The following is a 26,950-nucleotide window of genomic DNA, read 5'->3' as shown; positions in this document are numbered from 1 at the left end:
TTTATTGACTCTTTGGTCAACTGGTATGCCAATCGGAAATGCGGCGCGCATGCTATCCGTAGTGCATCTAAATGTATGTATGACGATTGAAATGTCAGACCAGTGGTTAATTCATTCGAACGCTTGTTTCAAGGGCCTTGATTCAAGAATGAAACACCACCTGTAAAGCCCGTGCGTCACGTGTAGGAGCTGCCGAAGGCTGCGATCTTTTGACTTTGCTGATCAACAGCAAAAGATCGCAGCCTGCGGCAGCTCCTACAGGGGATAGACGCGAGGGGCGCGGAGATATTTAGGGTTGTTCGAGAATCAGGCTCGCGCCTTGATTGCGCGCATTGCCCACGGCTTTGCCGACTTTGTGCCAGGCGAAGTTTTCGCTGCTGTCGCCTTCGAACAACAGCATCTGTTCGGCGCGTTCGACGGGCGTGGCGGGGTCGAGCCATTCGTGCACCAATTCTGCGCAGAACACCACCGGGCGCCGGTCATGGATATCGAGCATGCCGCCGGCACTGTCAGCGGTGATGATCACGAATCCATCGTCATTGCGCGCTTCGGCACCCGGTGTCGGCAACTGGCCGATAGCCGCGCAGAAAACCGGCGCGTGATCGGCGCGACGAATCAGCCACGGCTGTCGGCTTTTGTCCTCGGCATCGACCCACTCGAACCAGTTGTCGACAGGTACGATCAGACGCTGACGCCAGATCGCCCGGAAGAACGGGCCATGCGCAACTTTCTCCACCCGCGCATTGATCGGTGCCGCGCGATCCTTGGCCCAATGCGGGCGCCAACCCCAGCGCAGATTGTCGGCATGCACGCGTTGTTCGTGTTGATGGAGCACCGCCAGCGCAGTGGTCGGCGCCGCGTTGTAGCGGCCCAGCGGTGCATCGCCGACATGGTTGATCAGCGCATCGGGAATGCTCAGCACGGCGACGAAGTCGTGAATGCCACGGTACTGCGAGAGTCTTCCGCACATGAGCTGAACCTCCGGTTGGACGACTTCAGCTTAGTTGCCCTTGCGCATTCAATCCTTGCCGTCTTGTCCGGTGAACGTATCGCGCCACGCCAGCCAGCGTCGTTCGAGCGCCGCGAGCAGGCCGTCGCTGAGTTTGCCCAGCAGGGCGAGGACGATGATCGCCGCCAGGACAATGTCTGGCCGCGACGTTTCGCGACCGTCACTGAGCAGGTAGCCGAGGCCTTTGGTCGCGGCGATCAGTTCGGCGGCGACGAGAAACATCCACGCCAGGCTCATGCCGCTGCGCAGTCCGGTGAACAGGCCGGGCAGGGCGGCCGGCAAAAGGATCCGCCGCACCAGTTGCCAGCGACTGAAGCCGTAGATGCGCCCGACTTCCACCAGTTTGCGATCGATATTGCGGATCGCCGCAACGACGTTGACGTACACCGGAAAGAACGCGCCGATCGCGATCAAAACGATCTTCGAAGTCTCGTCGATGCCCAGCCACAGCAATAACAGTGGCACCCAGGCCAGGCTGGGAATCGAGCGTAATGCGGCAAAAGTCGGTTCCAGGTAAGCCTCGGCCTCGCGGCTCAAACCGACCCATGCGGCAAATACCAGTGCCAGGCTGGCGCCGATGGCGAACCCGAGCAACACGCGAATCAGACTGGCGCCGATGTGTTTCCACAAGGCACCTTCAGCGAGGTCGGTCAGCGTCACGGCGATCTCGCTGGGCGCTGGCATCTGGTAGGACGGCAGCCAGCCGATGCGTACGATAATTTCCAGCGCGACGACGATCAGCAGTGGCAGGGCGAGGCCTTTGAGGCGGCGCTGCCATGCCGGGTTGAAAACGGCGGATGGCCGGCGCGACAAGGCGAGCGGCGCGGGCAGGTCTTTGCTGTGACTGGGCATGATGCAGGCTCCGCTCCCGAGCAATCGGCGGCGCGCGCGGATTGCTCGGGAGTCTGGTCAGTTACTGGCGGGCGACGGCTTGCTGCACACCGCTGTCGAGCAACTGATCGATGACTTGATCGACGTTGACGCCACGGCGCACCAGTTCTTCGGAGACCAGAATTGGCGCGGCAGCTTTAGAAGCGCTGACGTCGTTGGCGGTCAATTGCGGGCTGCTCAGGTCGGTACGTGACAGTTGCAGTTTGGCCACGTCCAGCGGCAATCCGGATTCCTTGGCGAGCAGGGCGGCGAACTCTTCAGGGTTTTTCAGCGACCATTCACGTGCCTGTTCGTAAGCCTTGATCACGGTGTCGATGGTGTGTGGATGCTCCTGGGCGTATTGCTCGGTGACACTGACCACGCCGTAGCTGTTAAAAGCTGGATTGCGGTAGAGCAGTCGCGAGCCAGCCTGCACCTGGCTGGCAGCCATGTGCGGATCGAGACCGGCCCAGGCGTCGACGTCACCCTTTTCCAGCGCGGTGCGACCGTCCGGATGTTGCAGATGGACCAATTCCACATCGTCTTTTTTCAGCCCGGCCTGTTGCAGGCTGCGCAAGGTGAACAGGTACGGATCGGTGCCTTTGGTGGCGGCGATTTTCTTGCCCTTGAGATCGGCAACGGTCTGCAACGGCGAGTCTTTACGCACCACCAGCGCGGTCCATTCGGCGCGGCTGTAAACGTAAACCGATTTGATCGGGCTGCCGTTGGCGCGACTGAGCACGGCAGCGAGGCTGGCGCTCGAGGCAAAATCGACGCCGCCGCTGTTGAGGTATTCCAGCGAGCGGTTGCTGCCTTGGCTCAACACCCAGCTGACTTTGGTTTGCGGCAGAGCTTTCTCGAGGAAACCAAAGTGCTTGAGCACCAGGCTTACCGGTGAGTAATAGGCGTAGTCGAGATGCACTTCCGCTGGAGCGGTTTCAGCCGCGTGCGCCAGCGGTTGCAGGCTCAGGGCCATCGCGCCAGCGGCCAACAGGGTTTTGAGGCGGGTTAACGGAAAGAACGAGGTCATGGGGCGCTCCGGCAAAGGCACAGGTTTCTTATGTCCAAAAAGATATTTTTGTCGAATGCTTCCTGCATCAATGGAATATTGCAGGCTCTGTGCCATGTGTGCTGAGCGCCGGTTTACAAGGCTTTCAGGGATTTACGCGTTTTTCAGTTGTTGCCTGGCGAACAGTCTGGTGCGGCACTGTTGCTGGACAAACAGTCACAATCGTCAGTGATGAGCTTATGCATTAATAGAATTTCAGAAGCGGATATTAAGAGCGTTATGGTCTATGCAATCCCCATTTGCAGGACGTGCCATGAAGCTTTCCCGTTTCCTTCGCAATGCGCTGACTGTCGCACTGATCACCGCGCCACTTGCCTACGCCTCTGAGCCTGTGGTCCTGCATGTCGGTGACCAGAACTACTACAACATCCGCGCCTCGATCGAGGCATCGGGTGTATTGAAAGATGCGCCTTACACGGTCGACTGGAAACACTTCCAGGCCGCTGCACCGCTCGCCGAAGCGTTGCAAACCGGTTCGCTCGACCTGGGCTTTCTGGGCGACTCCGGTTTTCTGTTTCTCGCCGCAAAACAGGCGCCGGTGAAACTGATCGGGGTGTCACGGCAGAATCCGGACACCATCGCCTTGCTGGTGCCGAAGGATTCCCCGGTGAAAACCATCGCCGACCTCAAGGGCAAAAAAGTTGCCTATTGGCCCGGTGCCTGGAGCCAACAATTGACCTTGCGCGCGCTGGAGCAGGGCGGTCTGCCGGAAAATTACGTCGACTTCGTCAAGCTGATGCCGATTGATGCGGCAGCCGCTTTGCCGCAAGGCAGCATCGATGCCTTTCCGGTGTGGGAACCGTACATTTCCCAGCAGATCGTGTTCTCCGGTGCACGGCCGATTCTCACCGCGAAAAACCTGATGCCGGGCCTCAGCGCGATTGCCGCCTCTACGCCGTCCATCGACAGCAAGCGTGCGGCGATCGCTGATTTTCTCGGGCGTTTGAAGCAGGCGCGGGCTTGGGTCGACAGCCACACTGACGAGTACGCCGATCTGTGGGCGAAGAAGGCCAACCTTGATCAGCAGGTATCGCGCCACTGGTTGCGCCAGGCACACATGACCGTAGGCCCGGTGGATCAACAGGCGTCGGCCGATCTGCAAAGCACCGCCGACTTCCTCTTCAAGGTCAAGGCATTGCCAGCGCCGCTGGCCACAGCGGCGATTATCGACCCGTCCTTTGCGCAGGCATTGGCACACTGAACGAGCGCTGGAACCAAACCCTGTGTACCTTATCCAACCTCGGCTCGCAGATCGGAGCGCAGGGATGGATAGGGGCGAGGGAGTTTTGCCAATCGACAACATGACCAGCGCGGTCGGGCTCAAGGCAAAACATGACATCGGCATTCAAATTCATATGCGCAGCGGCCATCGCTCTGGGGCTGGCCGGTTGCATCGCCGCGCCCATCGAAATGACTGCGCAGACCGAAACCCGCCTCAAGGCTCAGGCGCCGGTGCGCTTTCTGCTGACGTTCGATGACGGCCCCAGCGCTTCGAGCTTGTGGAACCCGTCGGCAACAGTGCTCGACAGTCTCAAGGACAATCCGCTGCAAGCGAATATCAAAGCGGTGTTTTTCGTCCAGACCCGTGCGCCCCGGGCCGGCAACAGCGAGATTGGCCGAGGCATCATGCGCCGCGAATACGCCGAAGGGCACATCCTCGGGTTTCACACCGCAACCCACTGGCACACCAATCATCGCTCGCTCGACCCGCAGGAGCTCGAAGCCTCACTGAGCAATGGCACGGCGGACATTGCGGCGATCACCGGGGCGCCACCGACGCTGTTGCGTCCGCCATTCTGGAATTACGACAAACGCACCTTCGGCGCCTATCAGCAGCACGGCTTGCACGTGCTGCTCACCGATTTGAGCGCCAATGACGGCAAGATCTGGGGTTTCAACGCCAGCCCGCGTCGACGGGCGAACCTGTTGCGCCAGCTCTCGGAAGTGCGCGAGCGCATTGCCCTCGGCGAATTTCCCAGCGTGGACGGGGTGACGCCGGTGGTGGTGACCTTTCATGACCTCAACCGCTACACCGCACGGCACACTCGCGAGTACTTGCAAATCCTCCTCGACAGCGCCGCGGCGACGGGCGTGAAACTGGCGGACAAGCCGTTCTATGACGACCACGACGCACTCGAGAAAGCCGCGCTGGCACGCACGGTTCAGCAGAGTTCGGAGTCGGTCGAATTGCCGGGGATCTGGAACTGGATCTGGGATCACGACGCTCATTGAGAGGTTGCGCAGGAAATGTGATGGGCTTGGCATTCTTGTATCGGGCAGGACACAAATTGCTCATCTATGCTCTATCGATCGAATCGATCCATCGCCTGCGAGGCGTCCGTCCATGCTTGCCATAACCGACATTTGCCGCATCGTCGAGTCAGGCTTTCCTGCATTCAAGTGCGACTGCATTCCGACGAACCAGGGACTGCTGCAAATCAAGGTTTATGAGCCAGACAGCGGACGTGTCGAGTTGCTGCTCAATGGGGTATCCCCGGAACACCTCGTCACGATCCGTGACATCTCCAACTTTATCGGTGAGCTGCGCACGGAAATGAGTGCGGGGCGGCGGGCCTTCGCCGGTTAACCCTCATAGACGCCGGCGAAACGCCTCGATGATGCGCACCGTTGCATCGTTGGTGTTCAAGTTGTGCACGGCGTCGAGCGGATGCCAGATGCAATCGACGATTTCGTTTTGCGGGCGCACGTCGTCGATATTCAGCACGGATGCCTCGTAGACGTGATGCCGCGTGCTGCCGGTTTGCAGTTCCATGAGATACAACACAGCCTCGGCATCCAGCCCGGTTTCTTCCTGCAATTCACGCACGGCAGCGTTCGCCCGGGTTTCCCCTGGCTCGACTTTGCCACCGGGCAAGGTCCAGCAGCAGCGGGGTTTGCGCACCAGGAGGACGTGGCGATCCTGTTCGCAAATGACGGTTGCGCGTACTTTCATCTGTTACCTGTTTGTTGCCTGTCACAATAATGTAATGAAACTGCAATATTCGAGCCGCGAGCCCATTTCAAGGTTCCGTCGGAATATGGAGCGCTCGCCTGTGCGAAAAGTGCCAGAGCCCTGACCGGCAATCGCCGCGACGCCCGGTTGGCACCGCAGCGCAAACTCGGTGTAAGGTAAATGCGTGAGGCTGAACCCACCGTTAGCAAAAACAGGAGGTGCCCATGAGCATTGCGATGTTGAACAAGATGCACATGAATGGTTACGACGTGCTCAGCGTAAACAACGGCCCCTGGCGGGTTTGTACCGAGGGCGACCGGCTGGCGTCTTTCGCCAGCAGAGAGGAGGCGCTGGCGTATGCCGCAGCTCTTCCCGGCTACAAAAAACGCTCGCCGCGCGCGCAAAGTCACACGGCCAGTTGAAGCCATAATGGAAAAGCCCCGGTATTTGCCGGGGCTTGTTGTTTGGGCGTTGCCTTGAAGGGTGTCAGTGGACCTTGGTGCGGCTGATCGCCCGGGCCTTCACTTCCTTGGCATACAGTTGCAGCCGTTCCTCATCGCTCTGCAACACTTCGCAAGACCTCAAAACAGTCTGGGCGTCTGCTTCGTTGCCGGATTTGCGCAGTTGTTCGGCGATCCGCTTGAGGTCGACGGCCGACCAACGCAGATCCGATGCGACACTTTGCAGGTCGCGCTGAAGTTCGTGTTCGTATTCATTGAGCCGCATGATCACCTCCGGAACATTCTCGGTAAAACAGAGTAGTCGCATTTTTCAGCGGTCGCAGGTCTCGTCCGTCGCCGGGCTCGGTGGATGTGAAAAATTGTCCAAACTTCCCCCGAAGCGTGTTGCAGCGATGGATGTCCACACAGTTAAACGGTACATTCGCTTTTTTTCAGAACAGGGCAACAGCATGCGGATTTGGATCGGGAGTTTGGCGTTGGCCATGTTGGCAGGTTGTTCGTTGCCGGCATCGCTGGTACCGGGTGAGCCGAATGTCAGCAAGACCAGTGACAAGGCACCCAAGGATTATGCCGCGTGTGTATTACCGTTGTGGCAGCAGGACGTTGCGAAGACCACGCAGACGTCGATCTCCAACGGTTACCGCATCACTGCGCCGAGCATCATCACCGCTGATGAAATTCTCGATGTCGTCAAATACAAGAATGGCAGCCGGGTTTCGTTGTATCAGGGGCCACCGTGGGCGAAGTCCGGCTCGTTGCGCAAATCGGTGCGGGACTGCCTGTAACGATCGCATCGGCGGATAACAATCAGGTGCAAAAAAAGCAGAAACCGGATCAACGGTTTCTGCTTTTTTTTGCTTGCAGGTTCGGCGAGGTTCAGTCGGTGATGTCGGTTAAAGGGATGCTGCCGACGTTGCCCTTTTTCTCGCGGCGCTCCTGAATCCAGTCTTCCACTTGCTGGCCAAACTCCGCCGGCGCCTTGCGGCCAACCTTTCTGGCGATGTCGAGGATGGTCTGTTGCGCGAGGGCTTCTTCCATGCGTTTTTGCGCAGTCATCATCGCGCCGTGGATCGAGCAGGTGCCCTCAATGGCCCATTCCGGCGGATTACCCTCAAACAGGGCGCAACGCCCACGAATATCGCGGCATTCGAAAATATTCTTGCGCCCGTCGATGGCATTGACGATGTCGAGCAGGGTGATTTCGTCTGCCGGTCGCGCCAGGCTGAAGCCGCCGCGCACGCCTTCACTGGCGACCACCAGTTTGCCTTTGGCCAGTTTGGTGAAGATCTTCGCCAGGTATTCCACCGGTACGCCCTGCAATTCGGCGAGATCGCGCACGCTGGCCTCGCGACTGTCGCCGCCGTTGCCTACCAGAAAGGCCAGGCAATGTATGCCGTATTCGACACCTGCACTGTAAAGAGACATAGATAAGTCCGACTTGATTTGTCGTAAATACTATCATCCTGAGCGACCCTCGACAATCTCCTGTGCGGGACCGAATCCCGGTGTTTTCGGGCTTTAACCCAACAAATAAGCGGTAAAATTTGCCGTGTTCAATTTTAAAAGTATCGTTATTTTAGATCAAACCTATCGAATAATCTGACTTGTCGGCTGTATGTCCGACCAATACAGTCGGCGCTATCGGAAGGGCAGCAACAAGCCTCCGGCAAATTTCGTGACACCTCTTTCCACGGTTCGGCTTTTCTGGAGACACACAATGAAGCAGCAGATTCTGGTGATCGGCGCAGGTTTTGGCGGTATGTGGTCAGCATTGAGTGCGACACGCCTGGTTGATCTGCACGGTCGCGACGACGTCGAAATCAGCGTTCTGGCACCGCAGGCAGAGCTGCGCGTGCGTCCGCGTTTCTACGAACCGAACGCCCATCAACTCGCGGCACCGCTGGCGGAACTGTTCGAAGCAGTCGGCGTTCACTTCATCAAGGGTGCCGCCGAAACGATCGATGTCGCCGCTAAAACCGTCGGTTATCGCGATGCGACAGGCGTGCAGCAGGTGTTGCACTTCGACAAACTGGTGTTGGCCAGCGGCAGCGGTCTGGCCCAATCCGCCACCCCGGGCGTTGCGCAACACGCTTTCGACGTTGATCAGATCGAGGCGGCGATCCGTCTGGAGACGCATCTGAAATCCCTCGCGAATCTGCCTGACAGCCAGGCACGCAATACCGTGGTAGTCGCCGGTGGCGGTTTCACCGGCATTGAAACGGCGACTGAAATGCCCGGGCGTCTGCGCGAAATTCTTGGCGAGCAGGTCGACATCAAAGTGATCGTCGTAGATCGCGGGCAGAAGATCGGCGCTTCGATGGGCGAAGAGATCAGCCAGTCGATCATCGAGGCCAGCGCAGAACTGGGCGTTGAATGGCGTTTGGGTGTGTCGGTGCAATCGGTCGATGCTGACGGCGTGACGCTGTCGGACGGGCAACACATCGAAGCGAAAACTGTGGTCTGGACCACCGGCGTACGCGCCAGCTCGCTGACCGAGCAGATCCCGGCCGAGCGCGACAAACAGGGACGACTGCACGTCGACGCGCACCTGAAGGTCATCGGCCAGGACGACATCTTTGCCACCGGCGACGTGGCCTACGCCGCCACCGACGACATCGGCAACTACGCGCTGATGACCTGCCAGCACGCTATTTCGCTGGGCCGTCACGCCGGTAACAACGTCGCGGCGCAGCTTCTCGGCATCGATCCGACGCCGTACAGCCAGCCGAAATACGTGACCTGCCTGGACCTTGGCGCATGGGGCGCGGTTTACACCGAAGGCTGGGATCGCCAAGTGAAACTGGTCAAGCAGGAAGGTAAAACCCTGAAGACCCAGATCAACACCCAGTGGATTTATCCGCCAGCGGCTGATCGCGTGAGTGCGCTGGCGGCGGCTGACCCGATGATTCCTGTGGTCGCGTAACGAAAGCCTTGACCAACAAATCCCGCTCACTGAGCGGGATTTTTTTTGCCTGCACTGATTCCTGCACGACAGGGCTATGACTAAAAGTCATTGCCCCATGATTTTTAATGGTTACGGCCGGCTCATTACCCGGTGTTAAAAAATCGCAAACACAGCTCATCAATAACAACCAGAGAGCGTTTGCAGCCATGTCGCATTTGTCCCGCCGCATTTCCCCACGCCCGTTATTGACCGCGCTCGCCATCCGGCCGGCGTGAGCTATCGAACATCCCTCGTATCGCAAGAGAGTAATGACTGATGAAAGAACTCGACCTGTACATCGGTGAAGGTTTCGAAGGCCCGGGCGTGAACGCCGCGCACATCAACATCCTCATCGGCCCGCGCAACGGCCCGGCCGGGCAGGCGTTCGCCAACAGCCTGGCGTCGCCAAGCCAGGGTCATTGCCCGTTCATGGTGATCGCGCAGCCAAACATTCCGGTCAAGCCGATGACCCTGTATGTGAACAAAGCCGCGATCAACAGCGACCTGCACGGCAATGCCACGTGGGGCGCCTCGCAAGCCGGAATCGCCAAAGCGGTACTCGAAGCGTTGCTCGACGGCACCTTGCCGCCGGAAGCCGAGGACGAGTGGGCGATCGTCACCGCCAACTGGGTCAACCCGGCCTGCGACGACCTCGATGCGGTGTACCAGAACAACTACAACGCCTGCCGCACTGCGATCCGCGCGGCGCTGACCGGCAAGCCGCAAATCGCGCAACTGAAAGATGTCGTGGCGCACATCAGCAACCCTTTCTACACGCCAAAAGCCTGAGGTCCGCGCCATGCAATATATTCGTTTGGGCAACTCCGGCCTGCAAGTTTCGCGTCTATGCCTGGGCACCATGAACATGGGCACGCCAGACTGGAAACCGTGGATCTTCAATGAAAAACAGAGCGAGCCGATTGTCGCGCACGCATTGGCCAACGGCGTCAATTTCATCGACCTGGCGGACTTCTATTCCGCCGGTGTCGGCGAAGAAGTGGTCGGGCGCATCGTCAAGCGCCTGGCCCGTCGCGAAGATCTGGTCATCACCACCAAGGTCGGTTACGGCACCCGTAGCGGCATCAACGCCAGCGGCCATTCGCGCAAGCACATCATGGACAGCATCGACGCCTCGCTGAAGCGTCTGGACATGGATTACGTCGACGTGTTCATGCTGCATTACTTCGACGTGAACACCCCGGTCGAAGAGACCATGGGCGCGCTAAACGACATCGTGCGTTGCGGTAAAGCCCGCTACATCGGTGTGTCGACGATGCTGACCGGGCAACTGGCGAAGATCCTCATGGCCTGCGAGCGCAACGGTTGGGTCAAGCCGATCAACATGCAGCTGCAACTGAACTGCGCCTACCGCGAAGAAGAGCGCGAAATGATTCCGTTCTGCCGCGATCAGGGCATCGGTGTCTCGGTGTTCAGTCCTTTGGCGCGCGGTCTGTTGACCGGTGACGTGCAATCGACCCGTAACCAGACTGACTTTTTCACCCAGCAGATGTACAGCGACGAAGCCTCGTTCGAGATCGCGCATTCGGTGCAGCGCGTGGCCCGTGCTCGCGGCGTATCGAATGCGCAGATCGCGCAGGCGTGGGTGGCCAATCATCCGGGTGTCGATTGCATGCTGGTCGGCGCCGACACCACGGCGCAATTCGACAGTGCGCTGGCCGCACTTGAAACCAGGCTCGATGCTGACGAGTTGCACGAGCTGGAGCGCAATTACACCCCGTGCGACGTGATCAACGACTACACCGCTGGTAAACGCATTCTGCGTTCGGCCCGTCCGGGGCTGGAGCGTTTCACTCTGCAAGGGGCAGTGGCATGAGCGATTTGATCCGTCACGGCAACTTCATCGACGGCCAGTGGGGCAAGGGCGGCGTGACCTATGCGGTGCGCAACCCGGCCAATAATGAGCTGATCGCCGAGGTGCAAAAGGCTGGTGCCGAAGAAACCGGCCTGGCCATCGACGCCGCTAACCGCGCACTGCCGGCATGGCGCAAATTGACCGCGAAGGAACGCAGCCAGCGTCTCAAGCGCTGGAGCGATTTGCTGCTCGCCAACCAAAGGGATCTGGCCACCTTGCTCAGTCGCGAGCAGGGTAAACCGTTGGCCGAGGCGATGGGCGAAGTGGTCTACGCGGCGAGTTTCCTCGAATGGTTTGGCGAGGAAGCCAAGCGCGCCTACGGTGATGTAATCCCGAGCCACAAGGCGGATGCGCGGATCATTGTGGTCAAGGAAGCCATCGGTGTGGTCGCCGCGATTACACCGTGGAACTTCCCGCTGGCCATGGTCACCCGCAAGGTCGGTCCAGCCTTGGCGGCCGGTTGCACAATGATTCTCAAGCCGTCTGAAGAAACGCCGTTGTCGGCCTTCGCTTTGGCGGTGCTGGCCGAGCAGGCGGGTATTCCGGCGGGCGTATTCAACGTCGTTTCCGGCGATGCCGTGGCGATTGGCGGTGCGCTGCAAGCGTCGAGCGTCGTGCGCAAATTGTCTTTCACCGGCTCGACCCGTACCGGCAAATTGCTTATGCGCCAGGCGGCCGACACGCTGAAAAAAGTCTCGCTGGAACTGGGCGGCAACGCGCCGTTCATTGTCTTCGACGACGCCGATCTGGACGCGGCAGTCAAAGGCGCAATGGCCTCGAAATTCCGTAACACCGGGCAGACGTGCGTGTGCGTGAATCGCTTCTTTATCCAGGATGGCGTCTATGAAGCCTTCACCGGCAAGCTCGCCGAAGCAGTCGCAGCGATGCGCGTCGGCAGTGCGCTGGAGGGAGAAACCGAGCAAGGCCCGTTGATCAATGCGGCGGCGCTGGCCAAAGTCGAAAGGCATGTCGGCGATGCATTGGAGAAGGGCGCCACGCTGTTGTGCGGCGGCCGTCGTCACGCGCTCGGCGGTACGTTCTACGAGCCGACCATTCTGACTGAGGTCAGCGGCGACATGCTCATCGCCCAGGACGAAACCTTCGGCCCGGTGGCAGCATGCTTTCGTTTCAAGGACGAGGCCGAAGTGCTGGCACGGGCCAATGACACGCCATTCGGTTTGTCGGCGTACTTCTACAGCCGCGATATCGGCCGGGTCTGGCGCATGGCCGAAGGGCTGGAGGCGGGCATGGTCGGGATCAACGAAGGGATCATCTCGACCGAAGTGGCGCCGTTCGGCGGGATCAAGGAATCGGGCCTTGGGCGCGAAGGGTCGAAGTACGGTCTGGATGACTATCTGGAGATCAAGTACCTGTTGATGGGCGGTCTCTGACCCTCAGCGAAGATCCCCTTTGCGGGAGCGCGCATGCTCGCGAATGAGGTGTATCAGTCAACGCTTATATGAACTGACACTCAGCCTTCGTGAGCAGGCTCGCTCTCACATAAAGTCAAAGCAAGAGCAATCGGTTTCTCCGTCAATAACAACAATTGGAGACGAACATGTCCGCTCAACCCATAAAAATCGATGACCTGCCCATCGGCCGTTTTCACCTCAAGATCGCCGGCCTGACCTTCGGCGCGCACTTCACCGACGGCTATATCCTTGGCCTGATCGGCATCGCGTTCACCTTGCTCAGCCCGCAGATGCAGCTGGATGCGTTCTGGCAGGGATTGATTGGCGCCTCGGCGTTGATCGGGCTGTTTCTCGGCAGTTTGTTTTTCGGCTGGATCTCGGACAAGGTCGGTCGGCAGAAAATCTTCCTGGTCAGTTTCGTGCTGATCACCATTGCCTCGGTGATGCAGTTCTATGCCGAAACAGCCATGGGCCTGTTTCTCTGTCGGGTGTTGATCGGTATCGGTCTGGGCGGAGATTTCAGTGTCGGTCACGCCATGCTGGCCGAGTTCTCGCCGAAGAAGCATCGCGGCGTGCTGCTCGGCTCGTTCAGTGTGATCTGGACCTTCGGCTACGTCGCTGCAACCTTCGTCGGCACCGCAATGCTGAGTCTCGGCGACGATGCCTGGCGCTGGATGCTCGCGTCGTCGGCAATCCCGGCGGCGTTGATCCTGATCGCGCGCATTGGCACGCCGGAATCGCCTCGCTGGCTGGTCAATCAGGGGCGCATCGCCGAGGCGCGAGCGATTGTCAAAAAGCACTTGGGCGCCAACGTCGAGCTGGACGAAACACCCTCCAGCGAAACCCGCTCTGGCTATGCGGTGCTGTTCAGTCGCGAATACCGCAAGCGCACGGCATTCAATTGCCTGTTCTTCGTGTGCATCGTGATGCCGTATTTTGCGATCTACACGTTTCTGCCCTCGATCCTGCAGAAGATGGGCCTGGCCGAAGGCTTCGGCACTGAACTGATGCTCAATATGCTGCTGATCCTCGGCGCGCTGATCGGCATCTGGTGCACGATCAAATTCACCCGGCGCGGGTTCCTGATCAACTCGTTCATCATTCTCGCGGTGGCGCTGTTTCTACTGGCGGTGTTGCCGGGCAGTGCGGCGTGGTTGATGGTGCTGGTGTTCGGTGTGTTCACGCTGGTGCTGTCGGCGGTGAGCAATCTGGTCGGAGTGTTTCCGGCGGAGAGCTTTCCCACCGAAGTGCGTGCCAGCGGGATTGGCCTGGCGACGGCAGTGAGCCGCCTCGGTTCGGCAGTCAGTACCTTCCTGTTGCCGGTGAGTGTGGCCGGGATTGGCCTGAGTCCGACCATGGCCATTCTCGCGGCGATCCTGGCGATTGGCGCGTGGCTGTCGTGGGCGTGGGCGCCGGAGACCAAGTCGCTGACGCTGAGTCAGGCGTGCAAGGCGCAAAGTCCGGTGGACGGCCCTGCAATCGCAGTAAGCAAAATCGCCACGCCGATTTGATGTGTAGGGCTTCAAAGGCCTACCCCCTCACCCCAACCCTCTCCCCAAGGGGCTAGGGGGAAGGGAGCCGATCTTCGCGGGGTTCAAAATTTGAGTTCCGCTCGATATTTCAGGTCGCCGCACTTCGCACATTCACCTCGGTCAGTTCCCTCTCCCTCCGGGAGAGGGCTAGGGTGAGGGACTCTTTCAGGGGTTACTCACCAGACTCAACCAATCAGTAAACAACTTCACCTTCGACAATCCCCGCTTGTCATTCGCCACATCCAGCCAATACCCATAAGGCCCGATCACTTCAATCGGAGTGATCGGCACCAGGCTGCCATTGGCCAATTCCTTCTCGATCATCTGCCGGTCAATCACCGCCAGTCCGCCACCGGCCAGTGCGGTGTGAATCACCTGATCCAGCGTGCTGAATTCCAGCCCTTGTCCCGCATCGATATCCTCACGACCCATCGCCGCCAGCCAGTTCTCCCAGACCTTCAGGCGCTTGCCGTCATGCAGGATGTGCAGCAGTGCAAACTCATGTAGATCCGGGGCTTGATCACCATTGAACAGCTCCGGGCTGGCCACTGCGATGTGCCGCTCCATCACCAGCAACTGACTGGCGCATTGCGTTGATGCAGCGAGGCCGAAACGAATGTGGCAATCGATTTCCGCGAGGCTGTCGTGGCTGGCCTGATTGGTCACGCTGAGACTGATGTCCGGATAGCGCTGGCAGAACGCGCGCAAGTGCGGCGACAGCCAGCGCGTCGCCCAGGTTGGCGGTGCAAGTACGCGCAGGCGTTGCCGCAGATTCGGTACGCGGACGGCTTGCAAGGCACGCTCCATGTGGTCGAACGCTTCAGCAAGATGCGGCTTGAGATTGCTGCCGGCTTCGGTCAGCGACAGGCCTTGGGGCGTGCGCACGAACAGGGCGACGCCGAGGTAGTCTTCGAGTTGTTTGATCTGGCGACTGACCGCGCCCTGGGTGACGTTGAGGCCGAGCGCAGCCTGGCTGAAGCTGCGATGGCGCGCGACTTCTTCGAACACGCGCAGGGTGTTGAGGGAGGGCAGTTGACGCATGGAGGCAGAACCCCGGATCGAGCGTTTGGCTCGGTTTGTTTTTTGTAGGTTTTGTTTGTAGGGGGTATCTGACTATTGCGCAGGGTTTGATGCAAGGGTTGTTTGTGCGGGCACCTTCGCGAGCACGCGCGCTCCCCCATTGGAATGCATTCCGGGGTGGGAGCGAGCCTGCTCGCGAACGCTGTCTCATCGGCGCAATAACGGCTGGATCAGAAGTAGTAGCCGACGTTCACATACAACTGGTTCTCCCACTGATCCAGCCCACCCGCACCCAGGCTCTGGGTGTAACTGCTGCCACCAATGTAGGGATCATTCCGGCCAAACAACCACTCGGTCGCGACCCACAATTTGCTCACCGAAAAAGAGCTGCCGAGGATCATTCGCTCTGAGGTCTTGAAGCCGCTGGCGGATTTGTCGAAGGCGCTGTAGTTGGCGTAGAGCTTGACGCCGCTGACCTGATCGAAGAAGTATTTGCCCGCCACGTCGTAGCTCAAGTCCGCGACGTACAGATTGCCGCGACTGGCGACATTGTAAGTACCGTCGTAACCACCGAGTGTGACCACTGCATCGCTGCCGGGATTGCGTGGCGACATCTGTTGCCGCGCCGCTTGCAGTTGCACGCCCCACGGGCCGTTTTTGCCCAGATAGTGAATGGCCACGGCGTTGCGCCGGCCATCGTTGTTGGTGTCTCGGTTTTGCAGGCTGGAGGTCAGGCCTGAAATGCCGACCTCCGATTTCCACGGGCCCAGATCGAGTGCCTTGGCGACGCGCAGCACCACGGTGTTGCGCTCCTGGTTGTCGCTGCCGTCGGCGACATAACTGTCGGCTTCGGAGACGATGCTCGAGTAGCTGACGCCATTGCTGGTGCCTTTGCCTTGCCATGCCGGGCGCAGGTAGTAACCGGCCTGGACGTTCCAGTCGCCACTTTGCTGGATGTATTTGGCGCCGACCTGTTGCACGTCTTCCAGGCCGATGACGTTGCCCAGGGTTTCGTAAAAAGTGCTGCCGAAATACGGCTGCAAGCCGAACGGCACGGTGTTCAGGCCGACTTGCACTTGCTGGTCGGGGTTGAACTTGTAGCCGACCCACGCGAACTTGGCGAACTGGATGTCGCCATAGTTTTTCGTGTACTGGTAAGGGTAGGAGCGACCGTAAAAACGGTATTGCGCTTCGCCGATCCAGCTGTCGGAATTGTACTTGGCGCTGAGGAATACCGTGTCGAGACCAAACTTCTGTATGTCACGATCCGGGTCGAGGTCCCAGCGCGCACGAATCGCGCCGCCCAGATCAAGATTGTCGGTGACCTGCACGGCCATCGCCGGGGCGGCAATGCTGCAGGACAGAGCGATGGCGGTGGTGCGCAAGCGAATGGAAGCAGAGAAGGACATGGAGCGGCTCTCGATTGTTTTTATTAGAGATGCCGCGCAGTTTTGCTATCCGCCGATTGTTGAACAAACGATAAAAACGATGAGTAAACCTGCGTGGGATGCATGTTACTCGCAAATTCCTGTAGGACAGTCCGGCAGGCTCGTGGGATGCTTGGCATCTTGTCAGTGGTTTTCGAGTGCCTCGATATGAAACGCAAAATGCCTGGCCTGAACGCGCTCAAAGCGTTCGAAGTGGCCGGCAGCACCGGCAGCTTCACCCGCGCTGCCGAGTTGCTCAATGTCACCCAAAGTGCGGTCAGTCGGCAGGTGCGGCAACTGGAGGAACAGCTCGGCGAGAGCTTGCTGGAGCGCCGTCATCACCATCTGGAACTGACGTCCGCCGGCAAGGTGTTGCTGCGAGCCCTGCACCAGTCTTTCGACAAGATCGAACTGACGGTGCGCAGCATTCAGCAGAAAACTCATTCCAATCGTTTGCACATCAATGCACCGCCGACCTTCACCAGTCGCTGGTTGATGCCGCGGTTGGGCCGCTTGCGCGAGCAGCACCCGGAGCTGGAATTAAGCATTACCACGCGCTTGCAGGACAGCCTCGCCGAAACCAACACCCTCGATTGCGCGATCCGTTTCGGCAATGGCGAGTGGGACGGCCTCGACAGTTCGCTGTTGATTCAGGAGCGGCATATCGCCGTGTGCGCGCCGTCGTTATATGCCCGTGAAGTGGGCGAGCGGGGCGTTGATCTCAACCGCCTGACGCTGCTGCATGTGCTGGCCAGGGAAGACCAGCGCTATCTGACCTGGAAACACTGGCTCGACGCCGCGCGGATCACCGGTGTGGATACCCAGGGCGGGTATGAGTTCGATCTGCTGGACCTGGCCATTCAGGCGGCGACCGATGGTCTGGGCATCACCATTGCCGATTGGCATATGGTCGCGGCCGAGCTGGCCAGCGGGCAACTGACGCAAGTGCTGAATGTGCATGTGGAGGGGCATCAATCGTATTGGCTGGTGACGCGACCGGAGCAGACCGAGATGCCGCAATTACAGGTTTTTTCGCAATGGCTGCAAGAAGAAATCTGGCTGGCGCAGCGCCAGTTAGAGCCCTCGACCGCTGCTATCTGAATCAGCCCGGATTCCCTTGTAGGAATGAGCCTGCTCGCGATGGCGGTGTATCAGCGAAAAATATGTGGCTGACACACCACCATCGCGAGCAGGCTCACTCCTACAGGGGATTTGCGCCGATGTGGGGTAACCTGCATTTTTCGAATGTTTGCCCGCCCGATAAATCGTTTGTTCAAGCCGCCATCGATGACAAGACTGGCGGCATTGATAAAAACAAACGATGGGCGATGCACATGCGAATCGAGCGAAATTTTGTTAACGGCCAATTCATCGAGCCTGCCAGCGCGGCGCTGATCGCGGTCTACAACCCGGCGACCGAAGCGCTACTCGGCCACGTCTCGGGTGCCACCGTCGAAGAAGCCACTGCGGCGGTCGACGCGGCGGCAACGGCGCAAAAGGTCTGGGGCAAACTCACCAGCATCGAACGCGCCGAACACCTGCGAACTTTCGCCACTGCCCTTGAAGACTGCGCCGAAGCCATCGGCACAGCGCTGGCGGCCGAGTCCGGAAAAAGCGTCAGCGACGCGAGTAACGAAGCGCGTTACGCCGCGCAGATCACCCGCTATCACGCCGAATGGGCGCGGCGCATCGAAGGCGAGATTATCCCCAGCGATAGCCCTGACGAAAACCTGTTTCTGCACCGCGAACCGATCGGCGTGGTGGCGTGCCTGATCCCGTTCAACTATCCGGTTTACACGTTGCTGCGCAAAATCGCCCCGGCGCTGATTGCCGGCAACACTGTGGTGGTGCGCCCGAGCAACAACACACCGACCTCGGCATTCGAGATCGCCAAAGCCGTGCAGCAGTCGGGCATGCCGGCCGGTGTGATCAATATCCTGACGATGGATCACGCCACGGCAGCAGCGGTTTGCACGCATAAAGCGGTGGGCCTGATTACCCTGACCGGCAGCGTCAACGCCGGGCGCATCGTCCTCGATTACTGCAAAACCAACATCGCCAAGCCGTCGCTGGAACTGGGCGGCAAGACCCCGGCGATCATCGAAGCAGATGCCGATCTGGAAGCGGCCGCTACCGCGGTCATCGCCTCGAAAACTACACACTGCGGGCAGTTGTGCACGGCGGTCGAACGCGTCTACGTGCAGGAAAGCGTCTACGACAAATTCCTCGCGCTGCTCAAGGCGAAAATTGCCGAAGTGAAGTTCGGCGACCGTGCCACTGATGCGAGTCTGATGGGGCCGCTGGTCAACGCCAGTTCGCAGAAGAATATTCACGCCATGGTCGAGCGCGCCATTGCTGACGGCGCGACTCTCGAAAGCGGCGGCGTATTGCCACAAGGCCCCGGGCATTTCTATCCGCCGACGCTGCTCAGTGGCTGCCGGCAGGACATGGAAATCGTCCAGGAAGAGATCTTCGGCCCGGTGCTGCCAGTGCTCAAGTACCGCGACATCGACGAAGCGCTGGCCATGGCCAACGATCACCAGTTCGGCCTGTCATCGGTGCTCTACACCGAGAACTACCGCACCGCGCAGAAAGTCGCCAATGCCATCGAAGCCGGCGAGTTGTATGTCAATCGCACCCCGGCCGACCCGTATCAGGGTTACCACGCCGGCTGGAAACGCTCCGGCCTGGGCGGCGATGACGGCAAGCACGGCATGCTCGAATTCACCCAGACCCGACTTGTGGTCATGAAGTACTAGAAAGGCAGCTGCTGGCTGTGAGCTTCAAGCTGTAGGTAAGGGCAAACGGTGGCGGGCTTCGGCTTGCCGCGCGTAGCTTGAAGTTCGCAGCTGATTTTATCTAATAAAAACAATTATCAGGGGCGCCCGGACACCGGACCGCCCGAGGTCACTTCAATGTCCAAGCATGCATCCTCTGCTGCCGCTGTTCAGGGTTCCGATTCGGCTGTGAAAAGCCAGAGCGACAAGGGAAGTCGCTATGTCCAATTGATGTTGCTGGTGCTCGCCGCTGGCGCGATCTACCCGATTCTCTATCTTCGCCAGGTCTATCAGACGACCATGCTCGAAGTGTTCCAGATCAACCACAGCGAGTTGGGTTATCTGTATTCGATGCTGGGCACGATCTTCCTGCTCAGTTATTTGCCAAGCGGTTGGCTGGCTGATCGCATTGCACCGCGCTTTCTGATTTTCTTCTCATTAGTGGCTACCGGAGTCTTGGGCCTTTGGTACTCGACCGCGCCGTCGATGACCGGGTTGATGATCATTTTCGGCTGCTGGGGCCTGACCACCGGTTTGACCTTCTGGGCCTCGGTACTCAAACGCGTGAAGATGATTGCGCATCACACCGAACAGGGGCGTTTTTTCGGGATCCTCGATGGTGGACGCGGATTGGTCGAAGCCTTGCTCGCGACCGTTGCACTGGGCCTGTTTGCCTTCGCCACCGAAACCCGTGGCGAGTCCACTGCCGAAGGTTTCAAGCATGTGGTCTATCTCTACGCCTTCACCTGTATTGCCATCGGCTGTGTGCTGGTGCTGATCAAGGATCCGAAGTCGATGGAAGAAACGCCGGCGGTGGAGAAGGGCAAGTTCAATCTGCTCAGCGACCTCACCACGTTAGTGAAAATTCCCGAGCTGTGGCTGGTCACCGCCATCGTGTTCTGCGGATACCACATCTTCTGGGCCACCTACAGTTTCTCCGACTACCTGCAAGGCAGCGGCATGACGGCGGTCATGGCCGGCACCATCACCACGATCAAACTGTGGATGCGTCCGATCGGTGGCATTGGCGGCGGCTGGCTGGGTGACAAGTTCTCCAATATTTCGGTGCTGATCGTCGCGCTGCTGTTGGCGAGTCTGGCCATCGTCGGGCTGATCGTGTTCCCGGGACTCAACAGCATGGGGCTGCTGATCGCTACGGTGATTTTCATCGGCCTGATGACTTATGCGATTCGCGGTCTGTACTGGGCGATTCTCGACAGTTGCAACATTCCGCTGCGCATCACCGGCCTGGCTATCGGGATCGTCTCGGTGGTCGGCTACATGCCGGATGCCTTTATCCCGCTGATCAACGGCTACCTCACCGAACATTTCCCCGGTGCCCTCGGCTACAAGCTGTACTTCGGCTACATCGCCACTATCGGTCTGGTCGGCATGCTCGCTGCTGTGGCCTTGCGTGCCCGAATCAATCGTCAATCTTCGAAAAAAGCAGGAGCCTGAGATGAAAATCATCGCCCTTGAAACCCATATCGTTGCCGTACCGCCACCGCACATCGGCGGCATGTACTGGCTGTTCGTCAAGCTCAAGACCGATTGCGGGATCGAGGGTGTCGGCGAGATCTACGCCGCGACCTTTGGCCCGAAAGCGATGTTGCCGATCATCGAGGACGTGTTCGAGCGCTATCTGCTCAATCACGACCCGCACCACATCGAACGCTTCTTCCGCCAGGCCTATTCCAGCGGATTCACTCAGCGTCCCGACCTGACCATGATGGGAGTGGTCAGCGGCCTGGAGATGGCCTGCTGGGACATCATCGGCAAAGCGGCGAACAAGCCGGTCTACGAATTGCTCGGTGGCAAGGTCAACGAACGCCTGCGCTCCTACACGTATCTGTACCCGGTCAACAGCCGTGGCGAGTACGACTACGACGACCCCGATCTGGCCGCCGAATGCGCCATCGACAACATGAACAAAGGTTTCACCGCAGTGAAGTTCGACCCGGCCGGGCCGTACACCGCGTACTCCGGGCACCAGATTTCGCTGGAAGTGCTGGAGCGCTGCGAGACCTTCTGCCGCAAGATCCGCGAAGCGGTAGGCGACAAGTGCGACCTGCTGTTCGGCACTCACGGGCAGATGGTGCCGTCGTCGGCGATTCGTCTGGCCAAGCGCCTGGAAAAATACGATCCGCTGTGGTTTGAGGAACCAGTGCCGCCGGGGCAGGAAGAGGCCATGGCGCAAGTTGCGGCCAAGACCAGCATCCCGATTGCCACCGGCGAACGCCTGACCACCAAATACGAATTTTTCAAGCTGTTGCAGGCCGGCGGCGCGTCGATCCTGCAGATGAACGTGGCGCGCTGCGGCGGCCTGCTCGAAGCCAAGAAAATCGCCAGCATGGCTGAAGCCTACTACGCGCAGATCGCCCCGCATTTGTACAACGGGCCGATTGGCGCAGCGGCGAGTTTCCAGTTGGCAACCTGCACACCGAACTTCCTGATTCAGGAAAGTATCGAGACCTGGGGCGGCTTCCACGCCGAAGTACTGACCAAGCCATTGCAGTGGGAAGACGGCTACATCATTGCGTCCACCGAGCCGGGCCTGGGCGTCGAGCTGAACATGGACGTGGTGCGCAGGCATTCGCCGTATACCGGCGAGCGGTTGCATTTGCAGATGGCGCCGAGCCCGGCTGACGTCAAAGACACCTCGCCGGCTCGCGGCTGACACAGCTTTTGATTGCTGAGCCCCCTGTGGGAGCGAATTTTGTACAACGACTTACGCGGTAACCGTGCATGACATACGACTACATCATCGCTGGCGCAGGCGCCGCTGGCTGCGTGCTGGCTAACCGGCTCTCGGCGTCGGGCAAGCACACCGTGCTGTTGCTGGAAGCGGGCGGCAAAGACAGTTCGCTGTGGTTCAAGATCCCGGTCGGCTTCGCCAAAATGTATTACAACCCGACCTTCAACTGGATGTATTACAGCCAGCCACAAAAGCAGTTGGGCAACCGCGAGATCTACGCCCCGCGCGGCAAAGTGCAGGGCGGTTCCGGTTCGATCAACGCCATGATCTACGTGCGCGGCCAGGCTCATGACTTTGATGATTGGGCCGCCAATGGCAACGATGGCTGGGGCTTCAAGGATGTGTTGCCGTACTTCCGCACACTGGAAAACCACCCGCTGGGCGATAGCGAATACCACGGTGGCAGTGGCCCGATCAGTATTACGCCGATGAAGGGCCAGACGCATCCGATCTGCGATGTGTTTCTTGAGGGCTGCTCGGAACTCGGCTATCCGCGCAGTGAAGATTTCAACGGGGCAAAGTTCGAAGGGGCGGGTCTCTACGACGTCAACACCAAGAACGGTCAGCGCTGCTCCAGCAGCTTCGCGCATCTGCATCCGGCTCTGAAACGACCGAACCTGACCGTCGAGCATTTCGCGCTGGTGGATCGGGTGTTGTTTGATGACACGCAACAACGTGCGACCGGAATCTCCATTACTCAGCATGGCGTGGTACGAACCTTCACCGCACGCAAGGAAGTGATCTTGTGCGCGGGTGCCGTCGACACGCCGAAAATTCTGCAATTGTCCGGCGTGGCCGATAGCGGCTTGCTGGCCCGGCATGGCATTCCTCTGGTCAAGCACCTGCCGGCAGTAGGGCAGAACCTGCAGGATCACCTGTGCGCCAGCTATTACTACAAGGCCAATATCCCGACGCTCAATGATGAACTGAGTTCGCTGTTCGGTCAGTTCAAGCTAGGCGTGAAATACCTGCTGACACGCAAGGGCGCCCTGGCCATGAGTGTGAATCAGGCCGGCGGTTTTTTCCGTGGTGACGCGCAACAGAATCACCCGAACCTGCAACTGTATTTCAACCCGCTGTCGTACCAGATTCCGAAGAACAACAGGGCCAGCCTCAAGCCCGAGCCGTATTCCGGCTTCCTGCTGTGCTTCAACCCGTGCCGGCCGACCAGTCGTGGGCATATCGAGATCGCCTCGAAAAATCCCCGGGATGCAGCGTTGATCGATCCGAACTACCTGAGCACGCAAAAGGACATCGACGAGGTCATTCAGGGTAGCCGTCTGATGCGCAAGATCATGAACGCCCCGGCGCTCAAGAGCATCACGGTAGATGAAGTTTTACCGGGGCCAGCGGTGGAAACTGACGAGCAGATGTTGCAGTACTTCCGCGATAACTGTGGCTCGATCTATCACTTGTGCGGGTCCTGTGCGATGGGCGCTGACGAGCAGACGTCGGTGGTCGACAAGCGGCTGAAGGTGCATGGTTTCGACGGGCTGCGGATTGTTGATGCGTCGATTTTTCCGAATGTAACCTCGGGCAATACTCACGCCGCGGTGTTGATGGTGGCGGAGAAGGGCGCGGATCTGATTTTGCAGGATGCGTAATGAGTGGTGACAGTTGCGCGCGAGGGTTTTCAGCCGTGTGCACTAGGCTTTTGAAGGCCGTCGATAGTCAGATCGGCCGGTCTTTCAAGGAGCCTCTGATCATGGATGATCTGGTCAAAGAAGTTATTCCGCTGTTGCAGTACCTGATTCCCGGGTTTTTGTCGGCGTGGATTTTTTATTCGCTGACGGCGTTCAAGCGACCCGATACGTTTGGGCAGATCGTGCAGGCGTTGATTTTTACGTTTGTGATTCATGGGGCGGTGCTGGCGGTTGGGGCAATCTGCTTGTGGATAGGCGCGAAGGGCTTTTCTATCGGGAAGTGGGATGCTCGGGCTGAAACCCTTTGGGCATTTGTTTTCTCATTGGCGCTTGGAATCTTCGCGTGCTATCTGGCTACCAGCGACAGGATGCATGCGTGGCTACGTAGTAGAAACGTAACGAAACAATCTTCTTACCCCAGTGAATGGTTCAGTATTTTTGCTCAGCACCATCGTCTCATCACCCTCCATTTGAACGATGAGAGGCGCGTTTTTGGCTGGCCTGTGGAGTGGCCGCCGGAATCCGACAGTGGCCAGTTCGTGATGCAAAATCCCTGTTGGCTGGATGCCGACGGAACAGAAGTGCCTTTTGGCGCTGAGTTTTTGCTGATAGATTCCGGGAAAGTCAAATGGGTAGAGTTCGGCCCGAAATCGGAGGTTTCGTCATGACAGCCAGAGCACCGCAACCAATGCCAGAATGGGTGGCGCGTCGTTATACGAAAGATGGCAAGCCAGTGGCAAATGCGCAGCCTAGAGCACCCAGTGCTCCACCACCGCTCAAGAGCTAGCGCCTTTCAGCCCCACCCCTCAGCCACCGCCCGGCGAATCGCTTCCAGCAACATCGCAAACGCCGGGTTGTCGTTATTCTCCCGCCAGATCAGATGCAGCTCGCTCTGCACCCCTTCGCCCAGATCGATATCGCGAAACACCACATTCCTGAACACCACACTGGTCGCACAACGCGGCACCAGTGCCAGGCCCATCCCGGCATTCACCAGTGCCAGAATCGTCAGCGACGACCCCAGCCACTGCACGTAATCCGGTGCAACCCGGGCCGAGCGCAGCATGCCGGTCAGCAGTTCGTTGAACGGCGGATAAGCGGCGTGGGAATACATCAGAAATGGCTGCTTATCCAGATCGTTTACGGCCACTTCAGCCGCGCTCGCCAATGGATGGCCACTCGGTACCGCCAGTACAAACGGCTCGCGCACCAGGCATTCAGTGGCATATCCCGGCTCGAGTAATGGCGCACGGGCGATGCCCAAATCGATGCGTCGCGCGCGCAAGGCTTCGTGCTGCTGGTAAGTGTTCATCTCCGACAGATCGATTTTTACCTGGGGCTGTTTCAGGCGCGCCTCGGCGATAACCTTGGGCAGAAACTCATACACCGCGCTGCCGACAAAACTGATGTTCACCGAACCGATATCGCCTTCGGCAAACCGGCGGGCGGTGACTGCCGCTTGCTGCGCGCGCTCCAGCAGGTTCTGTGCTTCGATGAAAAAAGCCCGGCCGGCGGCGGTCAGCGCGACACTGCGGGTGCTGCGGGTGAACAGCGCGACGCCGAGGTGATGCTCAAGCAATTGAATCTGCCGGCTCAGTGGCGGCTGCGTCATGTTCAGTCGCTCGGCGGCGCGGCGAAAGTTGAGTTCGGTGGCGACGGTGGTGAAGCAGCGCAGTTGAGTCAGTTCGAACATTGATCTAATCCAGGTATCAATCGAATGCCAGGTTAGATTAGACGGGATCAATGATCGCCGTCCATGATCGGTCCATCGCTTTACGCCATCCCTAAAAAAACAAGATCGGGAGTCGCCCCTTGAAAACCCTCCAGAATCCGCTGGACGTCACGGTTCTCGCCCGTGCCGCCGCCAAGGTCAAGCGCCACGTGCTGCCGCTGTTCGTGGTGATGTTCATCGTCAACTACATCGATCGGGTCAACATCGGTTTCGTGCGCAGTCACATGGAAACCGATCTGGGCATCGGTGCGGCGGCTTACGGCCTCGGCGCCGGTTTGTTCTTTGTGGGCTACGCGCTGTTCGAAGTGCCGTCCAACATGCTTCTGCAACGTTACGGCGCACGGGTGTGGCTGACGCGGATCATGTTTACCTGGGGCGCCGCCGCCATGGCCATGGCGTTTGTCAGAGGCGAAACCAGTTTCTATGTGCTGCGCTTTATTCTCGGCGCGGCCGAGGCGGGGTTCTTTCCGGGGATCATTTACTACTTCACGCAGTGGCTGCCGGCCTCCGAGCGCGGCAAGACCATGGCGGTGTTTCTCAGCGGTTCGGCGATTGCCTCGGTGATCTCCGGCCCGGTCTCCGGTGCGCTGCTGCACATCAGCGGGTTGGGCCTGCACGGCTGGCAGTGGATGTTCTTGATCGAGGGCGCGGCGTCGGTGGTGCTTTGCGGGTTTGTCTGGTTCTGGCTGCAATCGCATCCGCGTCAGGCCAAGTGGCTGAGTGAAGAGGAGCGCGAAGCACTGGTCGCGGCGATTGCCGAAGAGCAGCAGGCCCGTGAAGCGGTGCAGATCGCCAAGCCGTCGATGTTCAAGCTGTTGGCGGATCGGCAGATTGCGCTGTTCTGTTTCATCTACTTCTCCATTGCCCTGACCATTTACGGCGCGACGTTCTGGCTGCCGAGCATGATCAAAAAGATGGGCAATCTCGGCGATTTCCAGGTTGGCCTGCTCAACTCGATACCGTGGATCATTTCGATTGTCGCCATGTACGGCTTTGCGGCGATGGCCGGTAAATGGAAGTTCCAACAGGCGTGGGTCGCGCTGACGCTGGTGATCGCGGCCATCGGCATGTTCATGTCGACCACTGGCGGGCCGATTTTCGCCTTCGTCGCAATCTGCTTCGCCGCCATCGGTTTCAAGGCAGCGTCGGCATTGTTCTGGCCAATTCCGCAAAGCTATCTGGATGCGCGCATCGCCGCTGCGGTGATCGCGCTGATCAACTCTATTGGCAATCTCGGCGGTTTCGTCGCGCCGACTGCATTTGGTTTTCTCGAACAAACCACCGGCTCTATCGAGGGCGGCCTGTATGGCTTGGCTGGCACGTCGCTGATCGCAGCGGTGGTGATTTTCTTTGCCCGCACGGCGCCGGGTGCCAAAGGCAAAACCCCGGCAAAGCCCTATGACGACACCGCCGTTGTCGCGACGGCCAGCCCGGCTGCGAGCCATTGAATTGATTGTTGATCTGTCAGGAGCG

The 26,950-nt window shown here is 59.2% G+C and carries 26 protein-coding genes; 17 read left to right on the top strand and 9 right to left on the bottom strand.

The window, feature by feature from the left end:
• Positions 1-289: 289 nt before the first annotated feature.
• The 3 genes from ACIPZE_RS07925 to ACIPZE_RS07915 form a co-directional block, all read right to left on the bottom strand.
• Positions 290-970, bottom strand: a complete 681-nt coding sequence (locus ACIPZE_RS07925; protein ID WP_400772270.1) for an SOS response-associated peptidase — start codon at positions 968-970, stop codon at positions 290-292.
• Between the two features lie 48 nt (positions 971-1,018).
• Complete coding sequence (locus ACIPZE_RS07920) at positions 1,019-1,861, bottom strand: ABC transporter permease (RefSeq protein ID WP_283436840.1); 843 nt, start codon at positions 1,859-1,861, stop codon at positions 1,019-1,021.
• A gap of 61 nt (positions 1,862-1,922) precedes the next feature.
• Positions 1,923-2,909: an aliphatic sulfonate ABC transporter substrate-binding protein gene (locus ACIPZE_RS07915; RefSeq protein ID WP_283436839.1), complete on the bottom strand. Its 987-nt coding sequence runs from the start codon at positions 2,907-2,909 to the stop codon at positions 1,923-1,925.
• 292 nt (positions 2,910-3,201) lie between these two features.
• On the opposite strand from ACIPZE_RS07915, the gene ACIPZE_RS07910 reads away from it, so the two are divergent.
• From ACIPZE_RS07910 to ACIPZE_RS07900, 3 genes are all read left to right on the top strand, one after another.
• Positions 3,202-4,149 carry an ABC transporter substrate-binding protein gene (locus ACIPZE_RS07910; RefSeq protein ID WP_400772268.1) on the top strand — a complete coding sequence of 316 codons (948 nt, stop codon included), beginning with the start codon at positions 3,202-3,204 and terminating at the stop codon, positions 4,147-4,149.
• Between the two features lie 131 nt (positions 4,150-4,280).
• Positions 4,281-5,180, top strand: coding sequence for a polysaccharide deacetylase family protein (locus ACIPZE_RS07905; protein WP_283436837.1), 900 nt, complete (start codon positions 4,281-4,283; stop codon positions 5,178-5,180).
• Positions 5,181-5,292: 112 nt separating this feature from the next.
• A complete protein-coding gene (locus ACIPZE_RS07900) occupies positions 5,293-5,535 on the top strand; it encodes a DUF1652 domain-containing protein (RefSeq protein ID WP_400772266.1) in 243 nt (80 codons plus the stop codon).
• Between the two features lie 3 nt (positions 5,536-5,538).
• On the opposite strand, the gene ACIPZE_RS07895 is transcribed toward ACIPZE_RS07900, so the two are convergent.
• Entirely contained in the window at positions 5,539-5,901 is a 363-nt protein-coding gene (locus tag ACIPZE_RS07895) for an NUDIX hydrolase (RefSeq protein WP_283436835.1), read from the bottom strand.
• 224 nt (positions 5,902-6,125) lie between these two features.
• Between ACIPZE_RS07895 and ACIPZE_RS07890 the strand changes: the two genes are divergently transcribed.
• Positions 6,126-6,323, top strand: coding sequence for a DUF2188 domain-containing protein (locus ACIPZE_RS07890; RefSeq protein ID WP_129392615.1), 198 nt, complete (start codon positions 6,126-6,128; stop codon positions 6,321-6,323).
• Positions 6,324-6,387: 64 nt separating this feature from the next.
• Here the strand turns inward: ACIPZE_RS07890 and ACIPZE_RS07885 are convergent, their stop codons facing one another.
• Positions 6,388-6,627: a hypothetical protein gene (locus ACIPZE_RS07885; protein WP_008085812.1), complete on the bottom strand. Its 240-nt coding sequence runs from the start codon at positions 6,625-6,627 to the stop codon at positions 6,388-6,390.
• A 184-nt stretch (positions 6,628-6,811) separates the two neighbouring features.
• Between ACIPZE_RS07885 and ACIPZE_RS07880 the strand changes: the two genes are divergently transcribed.
• Entirely contained in the window at positions 6,812-7,147 is a 336-nt protein-coding gene (locus ACIPZE_RS07880; protein WP_129392619.1) for a hypothetical protein, read from the top strand.
• A gap of 91 nt (positions 7,148-7,238) precedes the next feature.
• On the opposite strand, the gene ACIPZE_RS07875 is transcribed toward ACIPZE_RS07880, so the two are convergent.
• Complete coding sequence (locus ACIPZE_RS07875; protein ID WP_129392622.1) at positions 7,239-7,787, bottom strand: Rrf2 family transcriptional regulator; 549 nt, start codon at positions 7,785-7,787, stop codon at positions 7,239-7,241.
• Positions 7,788-8,079: 292 nt separating this feature from the next.
• Here ACIPZE_RS07875 and ACIPZE_RS07870 point away from each other — a divergent pair, with 292 nt between their 5' ends.
• The 5 genes from ACIPZE_RS07870 to ACIPZE_RS07850 all read left to right on the top strand — a co-directional run bounded on the left by ACIPZE_RS07870 (position 8,080) and on the right by ACIPZE_RS07850 (position 14,102).
• Positions 8,080-9,285, top strand: coding sequence for an NAD(P)/FAD-dependent oxidoreductase (locus ACIPZE_RS07870; RefSeq protein ID WP_283436834.1), 1,206 nt, complete (start codon positions 8,080-8,082; stop codon positions 9,283-9,285).
• Positions 9,286-9,582: 297 nt separating this feature from the next.
• The gene (gene fae, locus ACIPZE_RS07865; RefSeq protein WP_129392628.1) at positions 9,583-10,095 is read left to right on the top strand and encodes a formaldehyde-activating enzyme; all 513 of its coding nucleotides are present in this window, start codon (positions 9,583-9,585) and stop codon (positions 10,093-10,095) included.
• 10 nt (positions 10,096-10,105) lie between these two features.
• Positions 10,106-11,140, top strand: coding sequence for an aldo/keto reductase (locus ACIPZE_RS07860; protein ID WP_129392632.1), 1,035 nt, complete (start codon positions 10,106-10,108; stop codon positions 11,138-11,140).
• Entirely contained in the window at positions 11,137-12,570 is a 1,434-nt protein-coding gene (locus ACIPZE_RS07855) for an NAD-dependent succinate-semialdehyde dehydrogenase (protein WP_283436833.1), read from the top strand. Before ACIPZE_RS07860 ends, ACIPZE_RS07855 begins: the two co-directional genes overlap by 4 nt.
• 167 nt (positions 12,571-12,737) lie before the next feature.
• Positions 12,738-14,102 carry an MFS transporter gene (locus ACIPZE_RS07850; protein WP_400772264.1) on the top strand — a complete coding sequence of 455 codons (1,365 nt, stop codon included), beginning with the start codon at positions 12,738-12,740 and terminating at the stop codon, positions 14,100-14,102.
• A gap of 186 nt (positions 14,103-14,288) precedes the next feature.
• Here the strand turns inward: ACIPZE_RS07850 and ACIPZE_RS07845 are convergent, their stop codons facing one another.
• Positions 14,289-15,164: a LysR substrate-binding domain-containing protein gene (locus tag ACIPZE_RS07845; RefSeq protein WP_283436831.1), complete on the bottom strand. Its 876-nt coding sequence runs from the start codon at positions 15,162-15,164 to the stop codon at positions 14,289-14,291.
• Positions 15,165-15,373: 209 nt separating this feature from the next.
• Positions 15,374-16,552 (bottom strand): hypothetical protein, encoded by a 1,179-nt coding sequence (locus ACIPZE_RS07840; protein ID WP_400772262.1) that lies wholly within the window; start codon positions 16,550-16,552, stop codon positions 15,374-15,376.
• A 186-nt stretch (positions 16,553-16,738) separates the two neighbouring features.
• Here ACIPZE_RS07840 and ACIPZE_RS07835 point away from each other — a divergent pair, with 186 nt between their 5' ends.
• The 6 genes from ACIPZE_RS07835 to ACIPZE_RS07810 all read left to right on the top strand — a co-directional run bounded on the left by ACIPZE_RS07835 (position 16,739) and on the right by ACIPZE_RS07810 (position 24,413).
• Positions 16,739-17,671 (top strand): LysR substrate-binding domain-containing protein, encoded by a 933-nt coding sequence (locus tag ACIPZE_RS07835; protein ID WP_400772260.1) that lies wholly within the window; start codon positions 16,739-16,741, stop codon positions 17,669-17,671.
• 233 nt (positions 17,672-17,904) lie between these two features.
• A complete protein-coding gene (gene aldA, locus ACIPZE_RS07830; RefSeq protein ID WP_283436828.1) occupies positions 17,905-19,329 on the top strand; it encodes an aldehyde dehydrogenase in 1,425 nt (474 codons plus the stop codon).
• 156 nt (positions 19,330-19,485) lie between these two features.
• Positions 19,486-20,805, top strand: a complete 1,320-nt coding sequence (locus ACIPZE_RS07825) for a nitrate/nitrite transporter (RefSeq protein ID WP_400772258.1) — start codon at positions 19,486-19,488, stop codon at positions 20,803-20,805.
• Between the two features lies 1 nt (position 20,806).
• Positions 20,807-22,024: a mandelate racemase/muconate lactonizing enzyme family protein gene (locus ACIPZE_RS07820; RefSeq protein ID WP_400772256.1), complete on the top strand. Its 1,218-nt coding sequence runs from the start codon at positions 20,807-20,809 to the stop codon at positions 22,022-22,024.
• 68 nt (positions 22,025-22,092) lie between these two features.
• Positions 22,093-23,706, top strand: a complete 1,614-nt coding sequence (locus ACIPZE_RS07815) for a GMC family oxidoreductase (RefSeq protein ID WP_283436825.1) — start codon at positions 22,093-22,095, stop codon at positions 23,704-23,706.
• Positions 23,707-23,807: 101 nt separating this feature from the next.
• A complete protein-coding gene (locus tag ACIPZE_RS07810; protein WP_283436824.1) occupies positions 23,808-24,413 on the top strand; it encodes a DUF6338 family protein in 606 nt (201 codons plus the stop codon).
• 125 nt (positions 24,414-24,538) lie between these two features.
• On the opposite strand, the gene ACIPZE_RS07805 is transcribed toward ACIPZE_RS07810, so the two are convergent.
• Entirely contained in the window at positions 24,539-25,438 is a 900-nt protein-coding gene (locus ACIPZE_RS07805; RefSeq protein ID WP_283436823.1) for a LysR substrate-binding domain-containing protein, read from the bottom strand.
• A 119-nt stretch (positions 25,439-25,557) separates the two neighbouring features.
• Here ACIPZE_RS07805 and ACIPZE_RS07800 point away from each other — a divergent pair, with 119 nt between their 5' ends.
• A complete protein-coding gene (locus ACIPZE_RS07800; RefSeq protein WP_283436822.1) occupies positions 25,558-26,925 on the top strand; it encodes an MFS transporter in 1,368 nt (455 codons plus the stop codon).
• Positions 26,926-26,950: the final 25 nt, after the last annotated feature.

Origin of the sequence: Pseudomonas sp. NPDC089741 (genome assembly GCF_044748825.1) — a bacterium.
GTDB classification, from domain to species: Bacteria; Pseudomonadota; Gammaproteobacteria; order Pseudomonadales; family Pseudomonadaceae; genus Aquipseudomonas; species Aquipseudomonas helmanticensis.
Note: the sequence above shows the minus strand (reverse complement) of the source record. Positions and strands in the feature narration are given on the sequence as shown.